Below are 14441 nucleotides of genomic sequence, written 5' to 3' on the forward strand. Positions count from 1 at the left end.
TTTGCTGCTTTTTAAATCGCATCGATCAGCTATCGAGCAAATCGCCGCGTGCCGCGCTTAAATACTGGAACATTGACCAGAAAGTCAGCACCGCTGCGATGTACAACGCCACCACGCCAACGCCGACTACGGTCGCGTCCGGACGCCACAGCAGCGCTACCAGCGAGAGCATCTGCGCCGTGGTCTTCACTTTGCCAATCCACGATACCGCCACGCTGCTGCGCTTGCCAATCTCCGCCATCCACTCACGTAAGGCCGAGATAATGATTTCACGCGCGATCATGGTGGCGGCCGGCAGCGTGATCCACCAGGCGTGGAAATACTCGGCGACCAGCACCAGCGCCATCGCCACCATCACTTTGTCAGCGACCGGATCGAGAAAGGCTCCAAAACGTGTTGTCTGCTTCCAGCGACGCGCGAGGAAGCCATCAAACCAGTCAGTGACCGCAGCAATGACAAACAGCAGCGCCGTCGCGAAGGGAGCCCAGTGAAATGGCAGATAGAACGCCAGCACGAAGAACGGGATCAGAACAACTCGAAACAGGGTAAGACATGTCGGAATGTTAAATTGCATATGCCAGTAACTGTCTGGTGTGAGTAGGATTTAACGTATGTTCCTACATTGCCCACCCTGTTTCAATGTTAGTGTTTCAGCGAGTAGTAGATTTTTTCCGCCAGGGCGAAGGAGATACCCGGTACTTTAGCGATCTCATCGACGCTGGCATTCATCAGCGGTTGCAGGCCGCCCATGTACTTCAGCAGCTGCTGACGCCGTTTGGGTCCGACGCCTTCGATGCTCTCCAGCGCGCTGGTGTTCTTCACTTTGGCGCGTTTTTTCCGGTGGCCCGAAATTGCATGATTGTGAGCGTCGTCACGAATGTGCTGGATAACATGCAGCGCCGGCGAGTCCGGCGGCAGTGAAACGCCCTCGCCTTCCGCCGCAAAGAACAGCGTTTCCAGGCCGGCTTTACGGTCGCTGCCTTTTGCCACGCCGAGCAGAATCGGCCGGTTTTTATCCCATGGCACATCCAGTTCCGCAAACACCTGCTGCGCCTGCGCCAGCTGCCCTTTACCGCCATCGATCAGGATCACATCCGGGATCTTTTCCGGTTCCAGCGCCTTGCCGTAACGACGGCGCAGCACCTGATTCATCGCCGCGTAGTCATCACCGGGGGTGATTCCTTCAATGTTGTAGCGGCGATAGTCAGCGCGCAGCGGGCCGTCACGGTTGAACACCACGCAGGACGCGATGGTCTGTTCGCCCAAGGTGTGGCTGATGTCGAAACACTCCATGCGGTTAATCTGCTCCAGTTTGAGGAACGTCGCCAGCGCCGCCAGACGCTGCTGGATAGTCGAGTGCTGCGCCAGCCGCGTCGTCAGCGCCGTAGCGGCATTGGTGCGCGCCAGCTTCAGGTAGCGCGCGCGGTCGCCGCGCGGTTTGCTCTGAATGCTGACCTTGCGCCCGGCCAGTTCGCTCAGCGATGCGGCCAGCAGTTCCCGCTCAGGCAGAGTGAAGTCCAGCAGGATGTCAGCCGGTAAGGTGCGCGCTTCGCTGCCCTGCAGATAAAACTGTCCGACAAACGTCTGCACCACTTCGGTGAGTTCCGTGTCTGCGGGCACTTTCGGGAAATAGCTGCGGCTGCCCAGCACTTTGCCCTGCCGGATAAACAGCACGTGCAGACAGGCCATGCCGGCGTCATAGGCCACGCCCATCACGTCGAGATCATCGCCCTGATTGGAGACGAACTGTTTCTCCGTAATCCGCCGCACCGCCTGAATCTGGTCCCGCAGGCGCGCCGCCTCTTCGAAGCGCAGGCCCACGCTGGCCTGCTCCATACGCTGCACCAGCTGATTAATTACCTGATCGTCTTTACCGGCCAGAAACAGCCGCACATAGTCGGTTTGCTGCGCATATTCTTCTTCGCTCACCAGGCCGGCGACGCAGGGGCCGAGGCAACGGCCAATCTGATACTGCAGGCACGGGCGCGAGCGGTTGCGGTAGACGCTGTTCTCGCACTGGCGAATCGGAAACACCTTTTGCAGCAGCGCCAAAGTTTCACGCACCGCATAGCCGTTGGGAAACGGACCAAAGTATTCACCTTTGGCGTGTTTGGCACCGCGGTGCATCGCCAGGCGCGGATGCGGATCGCCGCTAAGGAAAATATAGGGGTACGACTTATCGTCGCGCAGCAGCACGTTGTAGCGCGGCTGATACAACTTGATGTAGTTGTGCTCCAGCAGCAGCGCTTCGGTCTCCGTATGGGTGACCGTGACATCAATATTATGGATGTTGCTGACCAGCACTTCGGTCTTACGGCTCCCCACCTGCGTGCGGAAATAGCTGCTCAGGCGTTTTTTGAGGTCTTTGGCTTTACCAACATAGATCACCGTGCCTGTCGCGTCATACATGCGGTAGACGCCGGGCTGACTGGTCACGGTGCTGAGAAAGGCTTTTGGATTGAAAACGTCACTCACTACTGATTAACGGCTCCGCATTGAACAGGCCATGGCGTATGGCCAGATGCGTTAACTCTACGTCACCACTGATGTTCAACTTGCTGAACATCCGATAGCGATAGCTATTAACGGTTTTCGGGCTCAGGTTAAGCTGCTCGGAAATCTCCGTCACCTTTTGCCCTCGGGTAATCATCAGCATAATCTGCAATTCCCTTTCCGACAAACAACTGAACGGTGATTCGGCGCGCTGCGGCTCAATCTGGCTCAGCGCCATCTGCTGAGCGATATCAGAGGCGATGTAACGCTGACCAGCGTGCACCGAGCGAATGGCGCTGACCACTTCCTGCGGCGCCGCCCCTTTGCTGAGATAACCTGCCGCACCGGCCTGCATGACTTTCGCTGGCAGGGGATTTTCGGTGTGGATAGTCAGCATGATGATGCGGATATCCGGATTGAAGCGCACGATTTTGCGCGTCGCCTCCAGTCCGCCAATGCCGGGCATGTTCATGTCCATCAGCACCACATCCACAGGATGTGTGCGGCACCATTTTACCGCATCCTCACCACAGGCCACTTCCCCGGCAATCACCAGTCCCTTCATATCTTCCAGTATGCGACGAATACCGGCGCGTACCAGTTCATGGTCATCAACAAGAAGCAGGCTGATCAACGGGACGTACTCCGCAGGTTAGTGGGGGAAAATATATTTCAGGGGCGTTATCTTACCGGGTTTCGCGTGGAAAGAACATCAGGGGCGCCAGATAAATCTCAAAACCAATGACCCATGTCAAATAGCAGGCAGCGGTGATTGTTTTTTTTAGCTGATGCAATACCATAATGGAATAAAATTGTTAAAATGTGACTAATATCATTAAGTTATAATTTATAACCCGCCTTCGCTTCTTTCCGTCGGCAGCACCTAAAAATAATCTTTCCGTGGAAGTTTTTTGCGCACAAAAAATAACGAACGGCGCAATTAATTAACCGTCTGCGCGCGGGTCGATGATGTGGCCTAAATTCTTCCATCAAGCGTATGATATACTCTGTTTTTTATGCACGGGAAGAATGTGTGCGCACAAGGTCATTCCACAAAGGAGATAATGATGAGTGATGAAGATTTCGTAACATCGCGCGATACCCAGGCGCTGGCGGATGAAGTCGCCTGCCTGAAAATGATGGTGACGCTGATCCTGAAAGGCATGGGCCAGGCTGATGCCGGTAAAGTGATCATCAACATGGAGCGCTACGTCCAGTCCGCGCTGGCTGATAAACCGCAGGCCGAGGTGTTCAGCAACACTATTCGCCAGATTAAAACCGCCTACCGTCAGTAAGCGGCGTGCCCTGCGCATCCTGCGCGGGGCGTTAGCTGTGTGACTGCCAGTTGACCGACACGCCCAGCGAGGGCAGCACTTCTTCCGGACTGAAGCGACGCGTGCCGCGATACTTCTCCGCCAGCGCCGGCTGCTGCACCGGAATACGAATGGCAAACAGATTGTCTTCTGACTGAATCAGTCCCGGCGAGAGCGGCTCGTACACCACCTGATGCTGTTCAAACATCTTCTCCAGCATCGGCGTGGCCGAACTGATCAAATACTCCATCCCGCTCAGCTCTGCCAGCTGTACCGAATGCCATAAGATGTTCAGCGGCAGTTCGGCATCCACTTCAAGGCGGGCCGAATAGCGCGACATTTCCCACACTTTTTGCTGGTCAAAAGGCAGCACCATGCCCTCCGGCACTTCCGGCTCGTGCCACGGTAACAGACGTGCGCAGCCACAAATGCCCTGACGCGCAGTCCAGGCAATCAGCCAGGTGACATCGGAACGATCGAAGCGATCGTACTCCTGTCCCGGCGTGCTGAGTCGCGGCGGAATTGACCAGCCCTCGCCACGCGCAAAGACGCTGTAACGATAGGTGCCCAACTCGGCCAGCAAAGAGGACGGCATATCCTTTAGCTGTGTTTGAATTATTTTCATCATGCGCCCCTGACATCCCCATGTTTGCAATGATTTATTAAGCGCCAGCCTGGCGGAGTTTCCGGCGCAGGGTAGACAACTGACTGCGGCTTAGGAACTACTAAAATTAGTAGTTGCCTTTTCGCTATATCAGGCCGATGGCTGCGGCATAACAGGCAATCTGCGTTTTATTGGAAACATTAAAACGCTTTTGCATATTCTTTTGGTGAAAATTTACCGTGTGTTCAGAAATAGCCAGAATAAGGGAAATTTCGGCTGAGGTTTTCCCCTCCGCTGTCCATTTCAATATTTCCAGCTCGCGCTGACTAAAATCATTCGATAACACCACCATTGAGCCGTCATTCAGACGGTCCAGCACACGCAAACTCAGTTCCGCCAGGAAGTGCAGTTGCACCTCCAGCTCAACGCGTCTGTGCTGGGTCTGGCTGGGTTGTTGCGATGCTATAGATAATATACCAATGGCACGATTTAGCGCCATTGCCGAGCATGAAAAGCCACTTACCAGCCCTGCTGCATTGGCTTCTGCCCATAAATTGCCTGCGCCGGTAAATAAATCACGCGTCCACTCCACGCCGCGACCGGGCTGCTGGCAGAGCATTAACACCGGATCCACCGCATAGTAATTTTCACTCTCGTAGCGTTTCACCCAGCTCTGCGGATAGGTGCTAAAGAGAAAAATACGCGGTCGGGTAAAAGGCACCGGATGCTGAACCAAAAAGGCAAAAGCATCAAATCCAAGGGCCTCAACATGTTTTTGCAGCAGCGATTTCAATTGCAGCACTTCGGAAAGCGCCTGAAATTCTTTTTCAGTTTCGCCTCGCCAGACGAAATAATTATCGATGGTCATTATTGCCCTGGCGCTGTTTCACGCCTTATTCATAACAGGATATCTGTGCCGATTAATGTAAAAAATAAATTAACCAGAGAAAAAATATTGATTGAAACCAGAGCGGCATTGCGGGCAAAAAGTGATAACTACCTTGTTGTCAATATGTTACCCAAATGAGAAATTAAACTATGATGCGTTTGCCAGCGGCACCATCAGGATGATAAGTCGTGCGAATCAGAATAAGATTTTTCTGAAGAATTTTCAATCGTCCTGTTGATTAAACGCCAGACTTCGCAGATAAAACATTCGCCTCATCATTAATCGCTATTATCTTTGCCATTCCCCTTTTTTATACCGCCCGTCATAATCTTCCTGCTGATTAAGTCCGCAGCGCGGCTTAATTCCAGTTATTTCTGCAGTGTTTCCCTGCTTTGCACCTGTGGCAGACATTTCCGGCACCGTCTTTTCCAGCTACGCTTTAGCAGAGGCGCAAGGTGGCAGGCACCAGCATAGCTCCGCAGGCTGGCGCGATTTCAGCAAACTGAGTGGGACTGACTATGTTAAACCAGCTGGCATTACCCTTTCTGGTCGTGGGCATGTGTACCGCCCTGATGATCGCTAAAGATCTGTTGCGTCACCCGCATCCGCTGGCGGTCATGAATATCATCTGGCCGCTCACCGGGCTGTACATGCCGTTTTTCGGCTGGCTGGCATGGTGGTATCTCGGGCGTAAACCGTCACGTCAGCGAAAACTGGCGCTGCTGCTGCCATCCGGATTAACCGGTTATGCCAGCTGGCAAACCATTTTTATTTCCACCTCGCTCTCTGCCGCCGCCTGTATATTCGGCGACATCATCACCCTGCCAATAGTCACTCTGCTCAAGCATTTTGCAATTAGCCCCGCGCTGTGGTTACAGGCGGTTATTTGCGTGATGATTTCGTTACTGGCGGGATTATTTTTTCAGTTTCTGGCCATTCGCCAGCGGGAACAACTTTCTATTGTCCGTACGTTATTATTAGCGCTGAAAACAGAAACCTTTCCGCTGCTGATTTATCAAACGGGAATCTTTATCTTTATGACGCTGGCCCTAAAATATGTGCTTAATCAACAGCTCAATCCCCTGCTCAGCGCCTTCTGGTTTATGTTACAGCTGGCGATGCTCACCGGATTTATTTTCTCCTGGCCGGCAAATCATTTCCTCATCAAACGCGGATTAAACCCGGCGGTGTAGTTTAGCGACAAAAGCCTGCGCCGCGCATGCCAAGGTGGAAATGGCTGGCATGCGCCGCATTGTAATCCGGCCCCAGCGCATTACCGAAGCTGGCACAGCCGTTGCGCCATAACGCGTGCAAACCGGCAGCGGCCTGCGGCGGTTGCTGCCAGTTTTTGCCTACCTGTAGCCAGCGCCCATCCGCCAGCTGAAACCCCGTGATGTCCCACGCCTCCGCCGTCGCATGTTCACTGCGGCGTCCTTCCTGGCGGTGATAAATATTGCGGCAGGCGTAACTGCCAACATGCGCGATGCGGCGCAGCGGCGAGGTAATGCCGGCCTGCTGCAGCGCCGCATTGCTGCGTGTGACATACAGCGTGCTGGCCACCGCCATCGGACAGCTGGCAAGAAAACTGCTGCTCAGCGTGACCTCACCGAAGCGGCTGATGCGCAGCGGTTGATCAATCGGACAATCGCCCTTCAGCGGCGGCACCTCACGGAAACTGACTCTGCCCTGCGCGCTGGCCGCGCGCATCACCGCCAGACACGCGGCCGGATCGCTGCTCAGCCGCTGCAGCTTATAGCGCGTCATCCAGCCCGGCGGATCGGTAACCTGGAGCGGTATAAACGGATTCCACTGTGGCGGCAGATGCGTTTTCAGCCAGGGTAAACTCCACCAGCCGCACAGGGCCAGCAGCACTATCGCGAGCAATGCGCGCACGCTGCCTCACTTTTTCCGGGTTCATCGAAATGACAAGTGTAGAACCCTGCGCAGCGCTGCGTGGTGCAAGCGGCTCATTTGCAGAACATTTACGCAAAATGACGGCACGGCGCGCCATGTAAATATTTACTGACACGGTAAAGCACGCAAAAGGGCACAAAGGTTTAAAAACCATTACCGAGAGTGGCCGCCTTTCCTCTATCTTATGCCCTCTTGCCCTGTGCAACAGCACGTTATTCAACAGCCAGCAGAGCTGACACAACATCAAGACAGGAAAGATATTTTTATGGTTGATCAATCTAAAGCGGCGCCCGTTGAGGCCGAACAGCCGGAAAAACTCCGGCGCAACCTGCATAATCGTCACATCCAGCTTATCGCCATCGGCGGTGCCATTGGCACCGGTCTGTTCATGGGCTCCGGTAAAACCATCAGCCTGGCGGGTCCGTCGATCATCTTCGTTTATATGATCATCGGTTTTATGCTGTTCTTTGTGATGCGCGCCATGGGTGAGCTGCTGCTCTCCAACCTTGAGTACAAATCCTTCAGCGACTTTGCCGCCGATCTGCTCGGTCCGTGGGCCGGTTATTTCACCGGCTGGACTTACTGGTTCTGCTGGGTGGTGACCGGCATCGCCGACGTGGTGGCGATCAGCGCTTATTTCCAGCTGTGGTTCCCGGACTTCTCGATCTGGATGAGCGCGCTGCTGTGCGTGTTTGTTTTCCTTGCCCTGAACATCGCCACGGTGAAACTGTTTGGCGAGATGGAGTTCTGGTTCGCCATTATCAAAATCGTCGCCATCGTGGCGTTAATCATCACCGGTATTGTGCTGGTTAGCCTGCACTACCCTTCGCCGAACGGAAGCCACGCGGCGCTGAGCAATATCTGGGATCACGGCGGCATGTTCCCGAAAGGGCTGAGCGGTTTCTTTGCCGGCTTCCAGATTGCGGTGTTTGCCTTTGTCGGCATTGAACTGGTGGGTACGGCGGCGGCGGAGACCAAAGATCCGCATAAAGTTCTGCCGCGCGCCATCAACGCGATCCCGCTGCGCATCATCATGTTTTACGTGCTGGCGCTGCTGGTGATCATGGCGGTGACGCCGTGGAACCAGGTCATGCCGGATCGCAGTCCGTTCGTTGAAATGTTTGTGCTGATTGGCCTGCCGGCCGCTGCCAGCATCGTTAACTTTGTGGTGCTGACCTCCGCGGCCTCCTCAGCCAACAGCGGCATCTTCTCCACCAGTCGCATGCTGTATGGCCTCGCGGAACAGGGCGTGGCGCATAAAGCGTTTGGCCGCCTTTCAGCGCGCGCGGTGCCGACCACCGGCCTGTTCTTCTCCTGCCTGTGTCTGCTGGCTGGCGTGGCGTTGATCTATCTGATTCCGGATGTGATGACGGTCTTCACCATGGTGACCACGGTCTCGGCGATTCTGTTTATGTTTGTCTGGACCATTATCCTGTGCAGCTACCTGGCCTACCGCAAACAGCATCCGCAGCGTCATGCGGCGTCACGCTTCAAAATGCCACTCGGCAAGCTGATGTGCTGGGTGTGCATGGCTTTCTTTGCCTTTGTGCTGGTGCTGCTGACACTGCAGGAAGATACGCGCCAGGCGCTGATGGTGACGCCACTGTGGTTTGTGGTGCTGACCATGGGCTGGCTGCTACGCCGGCGTAAAGCCTGATCCACCTAAACGAAAAGGCCCGGTTATGCGGGCCTTTTTCGTTATAAGCGTTCTGTGAATTTGTGCCACGCCTGCGCCAGCGACGGCCGCAGCGAATCTTCCCGCTGTGGTGCTGCTGCCGGCGCTGCGGCGGGACCGAGATTAAAGGTAAAGGTGTAATCCGGCTCTTCCCCCATGCGCAAATCCACGATCAGCGTGTCGTTGCCCTGCTGGCGCATGGCATAAAATCCATGGCTGAACCACGCAACGCGTTCGGCGTGCCACTGGCCTTTAAACGGGGCAAAAAGCGCGGGATGGCGATCGTACCAGCGGATCTGTAAGGGACGATCGGGCGACAGCAGCGACCACCATGCTTCCCCGTAGCGCTGCGGCGTGATAATTACCGTGCGCCACACCAGCGTGTTGAACGCGGTGGGCGTCACCAGCAGTTGCTGCGGCTGCACGGCCTGCTGCGTCAGCTGGTGCTCAATATGTCGGGTAGCAACACTTTGCGCCACCATGCTCCAGCCCAGGTACAGCGTGCTGATGAGCAATCCGGCCTGATTCCAGCGCAGCCCGCACGCATCCCGCCGCCACAGTGCGACGATCAGGGCGAACAGCAGCGGCAGCGTATAGAGCGGATCGATGATGAACATGCTGCCGATGGCGAACGGGTAATCGGTCAGCGGCAGCCCGAGCTGCGTGCCGTACACCGTGGTCAGGTCCAGCAGCGGATGCGTGATCAATGCCAGCCAGATGGCGAGGCACCAGGCGCGCCAGTGCTGCCGGCTGCGCGTCGCGCCGGCCACCAGCCAGCCGGGTAACGGTGCCACCAGCGTCAGCCACAGCAGCGCGTGGCTCTCGGTGCGGTGCAGCGTCATGTTGCGAATGGCATCGCCGTGGTCGATAAACACGTCGAGGTCCGGCAGCGTGCCCGCGACCGCCCCCGCCAGTGCCGCCTGCCACAGCGGCACGCGTTTGCCCATTACGGCCACGGTCACCGCCGCGCCCAGCGTTAGTTGTGATAGCGAATCCATGCACTCTCCTGGTCAGCCTTTGGGATCAGCGCACGCGGATCCCTTCAATGATCATGCGCTGAACGTTATCCAGCGTCTGGGCAAAAAATTCCGCATCGTTTAGCGTCTGGCCGGTGATGGCTTCCACCTGGGACGCGAAATCAGCGTAGTGCTGCGTAGTCGCCCACAGCAGAAAGAACAGATGCTGCGGCTGCACGCCGGCAATACGCCCTTCGGCGATCCACTGTTCGATAATCGCCGCTTTGTCATCCACCAGCGCTTTTAAATCCCCCGCCAGTTCGCCCTTCAGCAGCGGCGCGCCCTGCAGCATCTCCAGACAGAACAGGCGCGATGCCTGCGGGTGGTCACGCGACACTTCCAGCTTGAGACGAATATAGTTGCGGATGGCCACCAGCGGATCCTGGTCATGACGCAGCGCACGCAGCGGCGCCAGCCACACATCAAGAATCTCTTTCAGTACCGCCACATACAGCACTTCTTTTGACGGATAGTAGTAAAGCAGGTTGGTTTTTGAGACGTCCGCGCGCTCAGCCACTTTATCCAGACTGGTGCCGTGAATGCCAAACTGCGAGAAGAAGGCCAATGCCGCTTCCAGAATAGCTGCCCGTTTCGCCGCAACGGCCCGCGATCGGCGTCCTGGCTTTTTTTCATCGCTTTTCACACTGTTACCTCTTCCATCCTGCGAAATCGCATCATAACAAACGCCCTGTTTCCTGCCTAATGCTGTGCCCTGCACCTTTTTCGCTCAGGTGACGCATGAAAAACGTGCAATTTGTTTTGACCAGATGGTCTGTTTTGGACCAGTCACTCAGGATTCACCACATCGCTAATTTTAACTGATTGTTATGTATCACTTTTAAAATTGTGGCACAGGCTTTGCAATTTTGTGATCGAGCGCCGCCCGCAGGATGCGTGCAGGAAGCAACGCAGCGCGTGAAGCAATCCATGTTCAATGCAGAGAGGTTTCACATGAAAATTGGCGTTTTCGTTCCGATTGGCAACAATGGCTGGCTCATCTCCACGCATGCCCCGCAATACAAGCCGACCTTTGAGCTCAACAAAGCGATTGTGCTCAAGGCTGAGCACTATCACTTCGACTTTGCCCTGTCGATGATTAAGCTGCGCGGCTTCGGCGGCAAAACCGAATTCTGGGACCACAACCTGGAGTCCTTCACCCTGATGGCCGGGCTGGCCGCGGTGACCTCACGCATTGAAATCTACGCCACCGCCGCCACCCTGACGCTGCCGCCCGCCATCGTGGCGCGCATGGCCGCCACCATCGACTCCATCTCCGGCGGCCGCTTCGGCGTCAATCTGGTGACCGGCTGGCAGAAGCCAGAGTATGAGCAGATGGGGCTGTGGCCGGGCGATGAATATTTTGCCAGCCGCTACAACTACCTGACGGAGTACGTCACGGTGCTGCGCGACCTGTGGGGCACTGGCCAGAGCGACTTCAAAGGTGAGTTCTTCACCATGAACGACTGTCGCGTCAGTCCGCAGCCGCAGAAGCCGATGAAGGTGATTTGCGCCGGTCAAAGTGATGCCGGCATGGCCTTTTCGGCGCAATACGCTGATTACAACTTCTGCTTCGGCAAGGGCATCAATACCCCGACCGCCTTTGCACCCACTGCCGCACGCATGAAACAGGCCGCGGACAAAACCGGGCGCGACGTCGGTTCCTACGTGCTGTTTATGATTATCGCCGCCGAAAGCGACGAAGCCGCGCGCGCCAAATGGGAACACTACAAAGCCGGTGCTGACGAGGAAGCCCTCGCCTGGCTCACCACGCAGAGCCAGCAGGACACCAAATCCGGCAGCGACACCAATGTGCGCCAGATGGCGGATCCGACCTCTGCCGTCAACATCAATATGGGCACGCTGGTCGGTTCTTATGCCAGCGTGGCACGCATGCTGGATGAAGTGGCGCTGGTGGAAGGCACCGAAGGCGTGCTGCTGACCTTTGATGATTTCCTGCAGGGCATTGAAGATTTTGGTGAACGTATCCAGCCGCTGATGGCGTGCCGCCGCGCGCTGATTAACGCCCACAAGGAGGTTGCATAATGAATACCGTCGTTTGTGCCCACAGCAGCAGCCAGCCTGCAGTGACTCTGCCGGCGCGCCCGGAAGCCATCGCCCTGCCGCCGGCGCAAAGCGCGCTCATTGTGGTGGATATGCAGAACGCCTACGCCAGCCAGGGAGGCTATCTTGATCTGGCCGGGTTTGATGTCTCCACCACTCAGCCGGTTATCGCCCGGATTCATCAGGCGGTCACCGCCGCCCGCGCGGCAGGGATGCAGATCATCTGGTTCCAGAACGGCTGGGATAATCAGTATGTCGAAGCCGGTGACGCCGGTTCGCCCAATTTCCATAAATCCAACGCGCTGAAAACCATGCGCCAGCGGCCGGAGCTGCACGGCACGCTGCTGGCAAAAGGCGGCTGGGATTATGCGCTGGTGGATGAGCTGGTGCCGCAAGCCGGCGATATCGTGCTGCCCAAACCGCGCTACAGCGGCTTTTTCAACACGCCGCTCGACAGCATGCTGCGCAGCCGCGGTATTCGTCATCTGGTGTTTACCGGCATTGCCACCAACGTCTGCGTGGAATCGACGCTGCGCGATGGCTTTTTCCTCGAGTATTTCGGCGTGGTGCTGGCCGATGCCACCCATCAGGCTGGACCGTCGTTTGCTCAGCAGGCGGCACTGTTCAACATTGAAACCTTTTTTGGCTGGGTCAGCGATACCGACACCTTCTGCGAGGCGCTGAAGTCGTAACCGCCGTTTCACCTGCACGCTTAATAATAAGGACTCTGAGTCATGCCTAAAACAGTGATTATTCCTCCCGGCACCACGACGCCGATCGCTCCGTTTGTACCCGGCACCTTAGCCGATGGCGTGGTGTACGTTTCCGGTACGCTGCCGTTCGATGCCGACAACAACGTGGTGCACGTCGGGGATGCGGCGGCGCAAACCCGCCACGTGCTGGAAACCATCAAAAAAGTGATCGAGACCGCCGGTGGCAGCCTGCAGGACGTCACTTTCAACTCGATTTTCATCACCGACTGGAGCAACTACGCGGCGGTAAACCAGGTGTATGCCGACTATTTCCCCGGCGACAAACCGGCGCGCTTCTGTATTCAGTGCGGTCTGGTGAAACCCGATGCGCTGATTGAAATCGCCAGCGTGGCACACATTGGCCGGCAGGAGGCGTAATGCATCTGGACATTCAGGGATTAAGCGCGCCCGACGCGCAGACGCTGGTACTGTCGTCCGGGCTGGGCGGCGTGGCCGCTTTCTGGCAACCGCAGCTGGCGGCACTGACGCTGCACTATCGCGTGGTGACCTACGATCAGCGCGGCACCGGTCGCAGCCCCGATACGCTGCCGGAAGGTTACAGCATGGCGATGATGGCGGCGGAACTGGCCGACGCGCTGGCGGAGCACGGCATCGAACAGTATGACATCGTGGGCCATGCGCTTGGCGGGTTGATTGGCCTGCAGCTGGCGCTCGATTATCCGCAGCGCGTGGGACGCGTGGTGGTGATCAACGGCTGGCTGGCGCTGGATGCCCACACCGAGCGCTGCTTCCAGGTGCGCCAGGATCTGCTGCTCAACGTTGGTGTGGAAGCGTTTGTGCGCGCGCAGCCGCTGTTTCTTTATCCGGCCGAATGGCTGGCACGCCATCAGTCACGCATCAGCGCGGAGGATGTGCATCACGTGGCGCATTTCCAGGGCATGGAGAACCTGCTGCGGCGTCTGCACGCGCTGAAATCGGCCGATTTCCGTCCGCACGCCTCGCGAATCACCCAGCCGGTGCTGGCGATATGCAGTCAGGATGACCTGCTGGTGCCGTGGAGCTGCTCGCCACAGCTGGCGCAGGCGCTGCCCAACGGCAGCCTGATTGAGATGCCGTGGGGCGGCCATGCCATGAGCGTGACCGATGCCGACAACTTCAATGCGCTGCTGCTGCGCTGGCTGGCGGACACCGCCACGCCGGCTCGCCGCGCCAGCTAATCACGGAGCCGATGATGAGCGTACATGAACTGCCCCTGCTGCCCGAAGTGAGCCAGCAGGCTTTCCGCGATGCCATGTCCGGCCTGGGCGCGGCGGTCAATATCATCACCACCGACGGTCCCGCCGGACGCGCCGGTTTTACCGCCACCGCGGTGTGCAGCGTCAGTGATACGCCGCCGACGCTGCTGGTTTGCCTCAATCGCAACGCGTCGGTGTGGCCCCTCTTCCGCGATAATGGCGTGCTGTGCGTGAACACGCTGGCCGCCGGGCAGGAGTCATTGTCGACGCTGTTTGGCGGCAAAACCCCGATGACCGAACGTTTCGCCGCCGCCCGCTGGCACACGCAGCGCAGCGGCGCACCGCTGCTGCAGGGGGCACTGATGGCGTTCGACTGCACTATCACGCAGGTCGTCAGCGTGGCGACACACGACATTCTGTTTTGCAACGTGATGGCGCTGGAGCGCCATGATGCCCAGCCCGGTCTGATGTGGTTTGACCGTCGCTACCATGCCCTTTCACGGCAGGACGCCCGCTAACGCCGCACCG

Annotated in this window: 16 protein-coding genes; 8 read left to right on the top strand and 8 right to left on the bottom strand. The window is 57.1% G+C overall.

Going from position 1 to position 14441, the window contains the following annotated elements; genetic code table 11:
• Positions 1 to 25: 25 nt before the first annotated feature.
• The 3 genes from pgsA to uvrY form a co-directional block, all read right to left on the bottom strand.
• Positions 26 to 574: a CDP-diacylglycerol--glycerol-3-phosphate 3-phosphatidyltransferase gene (pgsA, locus tag C1Y43_RS02915; RefSeq protein WP_021508275.1), complete on the bottom strand. Its 549-nt coding sequence runs from the start codon at positions 572 to 574 to the stop codon at positions 26 to 28.
• Between the two features lie 68 nt (positions 575 to 642).
• Positions 643 to 2475: an excinuclease ABC subunit UvrC gene (uvrC, locus tag C1Y43_RS02920; RefSeq protein ID WP_104186931.1), complete on the bottom strand. Its 1833-nt coding sequence runs from the start codon at positions 2473 to 2475 to the stop codon at positions 643 to 645.
• Entirely contained in the window at positions 2468 to 3127 is a 660-nt protein-coding gene (gene uvrY, locus C1Y43_RS02925; protein WP_021508277.1) for a UvrY/SirA/GacA family response regulator transcription factor, read from the bottom strand. The genes uvrC and uvrY overlap by 8 nt, the downstream gene beginning before the upstream one ends.
• 433 nt (positions 3128 to 3560) lie before the next feature.
• Here uvrY and C1Y43_RS02930 point away from each other — a divergent pair, with 433 nt between their 5' ends.
• Positions 3561 to 3788, top strand: a complete 228-nt coding sequence (locus C1Y43_RS02930) for a DUF2594 family protein (protein ID WP_010616664.1) — start codon at positions 3561 to 3563, stop codon at positions 3786 to 3788.
• Between the two features lie 31 nt (positions 3789 to 3819).
• On the opposite strand, the gene C1Y43_RS02935 is transcribed toward C1Y43_RS02930, so the two are convergent.
• The gene (locus C1Y43_RS02935; protein ID WP_031279842.1) at positions 3820 to 4431 is read right to left on the bottom strand and encodes an acyl-homoserine-lactone synthase; all 612 of its coding nucleotides are present in this window, start codon (positions 4429 to 4431) and stop codon (positions 3820 to 3822) included.
• Between the two features lie 124 nt (positions 4432 to 4555).
• A complete protein-coding gene (sdiA, locus tag C1Y43_RS02940) occupies positions 4556 to 5278 on the bottom strand; it encodes a transcriptional regulator SdiA (RefSeq protein WP_021508278.1) in 723 nt (240 codons plus the stop codon).
• Positions 5279 to 5817: 539 nt separating this feature from the next.
• Here sdiA and C1Y43_RS02945 point away from each other — a divergent pair.
• A complete protein-coding gene (locus C1Y43_RS02945; RefSeq protein WP_059008910.1) occupies positions 5818 to 6492 on the top strand; it encodes a DUF4396 domain-containing protein in 675 nt (224 codons plus the stop codon).
• Position 6493: 1 nt separating this feature from the next.
• Here the strand turns inward: C1Y43_RS02945 and C1Y43_RS02950 are convergent, their stop codons facing one another.
• On the bottom strand, positions 6494 to 7192 hold the full coding sequence (locus C1Y43_RS02950) for an extensin family protein (RefSeq protein ID WP_104186933.1): 699 nt from the start codon (positions 7190 to 7192) through the stop codon (positions 6494 to 6496).
• A gap of 286 nt (positions 7193 to 7478) precedes the next feature.
• Between C1Y43_RS02950 and cycA the strand changes: the two genes are divergently transcribed.
• Positions 7479 to 8870, top strand: a complete 1392-nt coding sequence (cycA, locus tag C1Y43_RS02955) for a D-serine/D-alanine/glycine transporter (protein WP_104186935.1) — start codon at positions 7479 to 7481, stop codon at positions 8868 to 8870.
• Positions 8871 to 8911: 41 nt separating this feature from the next.
• Here the strand turns inward: cycA and C1Y43_RS02960 are convergent, their stop codons facing one another.
• Complete coding sequence (locus tag C1Y43_RS02960; RefSeq protein WP_104186937.1) at positions 8912 to 9886, bottom strand: metal-dependent hydrolase; 975 nt, start codon at positions 9884 to 9886, stop codon at positions 8912 to 8914.
• 25 nt (positions 9887 to 9911) lie between these two features.
• Positions 9912 to 10547, bottom strand: a complete 636-nt coding sequence (gene rutR, locus C1Y43_RS02965) for an HTH-type transcriptional regulator RutR (protein WP_031279844.1) — start codon at positions 10545 to 10547, stop codon at positions 9912 to 9914.
• Between the two features lie 308 nt (positions 10548 to 10855).
• On the opposite strand from rutR, the gene rutA reads away from it, so the two are divergent.
• Genes rutA through rutF form a run of 5 tightly spaced genes read left to right on the top strand, consistent with a single transcriptional unit; the run spans position 10856 to position 14431 of the window.
• Positions 10856 to 11947, top strand: a complete 1092-nt coding sequence (gene rutA / locus C1Y43_RS02970) for a pyrimidine utilization protein A (RefSeq protein WP_104186939.1) — start codon at positions 10856 to 10858, stop codon at positions 11945 to 11947.
• Entirely contained in the window at positions 11947 to 12657 is a 711-nt protein-coding gene (gene rutB / locus C1Y43_RS02975; protein WP_104092790.1) for a pyrimidine utilization protein B, read from the top strand. The genes rutA and rutB overlap by 1 nt, the downstream gene beginning before the upstream one ends.
• Before the next feature lie 42 nt (positions 12658 to 12699).
• Complete coding sequence (gene rutC / locus C1Y43_RS02980) at positions 12700 to 13095, top strand: pyrimidine utilization protein C (RefSeq protein WP_021508286.1); 396 nt, start codon at positions 12700 to 12702, stop codon at positions 13093 to 13095.
• Positions 13095 to 13895, top strand: a complete 801-nt coding sequence (gene rutD, locus C1Y43_RS02985) for a pyrimidine utilization protein D (RefSeq protein ID WP_104186940.1) — start codon at positions 13095 to 13097, stop codon at positions 13893 to 13895. Before rutC ends, rutD begins: the two co-directional genes overlap by 1 nt.
• A gap of 14 nt (positions 13896 to 13909) precedes the next feature.
• The gene (gene rutF / locus C1Y43_RS02990) at positions 13910 to 14431 is read left to right on the top strand and encodes an NADH-dependent FMN reductase RutF (protein ID WP_058769583.1); all 522 of its coding nucleotides are present in this window, start codon (positions 13910 to 13912) and stop codon (positions 14429 to 14431) included.
• The last annotated feature ends 10 nt before the right edge of the window (positions 14432 to 14441 follow it).

Source organism: Pantoea sp. ICBG 828 (genome assembly GCF_002928355.1).
Classification (GTDB): domain Bacteria; phylum Pseudomonadota; class Gammaproteobacteria; order Enterobacterales; family Enterobacteriaceae; genus Pantoea; species Pantoea dispersa.

Excerpts from the sequence above, each read along its gene's own strand:
- pgsA (WP_021508275.1), bottom strand. The coding sequence starts at position 574 with ATGCAATTTAACATTCCGACATGTCTTACCCTGTTTCGAGTTGTTCTG.
- rutC (WP_021508286.1), top strand. The coding sequence starts at position 12,700 with ATGCCTAAAACAGTGATTATTCCTCCCGGCACCACGACGCCGATCGCT.
- cycA (WP_104186935.1), top strand. The coding sequence starts at position 7,479 with ATGGTTGATCAATCTAAAGCGGCGCCCGTTGAGGCCGAACAGCCGGAA.
- C1Y43_RS02935 (WP_031279842.1), bottom strand. The coding sequence starts at position 4,431 with ATGAAAATAATTCAAACACAGCTAAAGGATATGCCGTCCTCTTTGCTG.
- rutD (WP_104186940.1), top strand. The coding sequence starts at position 13,095 with ATGCATCTGGACATTCAGGGATTAAGCGCGCCCGACGCGCAGACGCTG.
- C1Y43_RS02960 (WP_104186937.1), bottom strand. The coding sequence starts at position 9,886 with ATGGATTCGCTATCACAACTAACGCTGGGCGCGGCGGTGACCGTGGCC.
- sdiA (WP_021508278.1), bottom strand. The coding sequence starts at position 5,278 with ATGACCATCGATAATTATTTCGTCTGGCGAGGCGAAACTGAAAAAGAA.
- C1Y43_RS02945 (WP_059008910.1), top strand. The coding sequence starts at position 5,818 with ATGTTAAACCAGCTGGCATTACCCTTTCTGGTCGTGGGCATGTGTACC.
- rutA (WP_104186939.1), top strand. The coding sequence starts at position 10,856 with ATGAAAATTGGCGTTTTCGTTCCGATTGGCAACAATGGCTGGCTCATC.
- C1Y43_RS02930 (WP_010616664.1), top strand. The coding sequence starts at position 3,561 with ATGAGTGATGAAGATTTCGTAACATCGCGCGATACCCAGGCGCTGGCG.
- rutB (WP_104092790.1), top strand. The coding sequence starts at position 11,947 with ATGAATACCGTCGTTTGTGCCCACAGCAGCAGCCAGCCTGCAGTGACT.
- rutF (WP_058769583.1), top strand. The coding sequence starts at position 13,910 with ATGAGCGTACATGAACTGCCCCTGCTGCCCGAAGTGAGCCAGCAGGCT.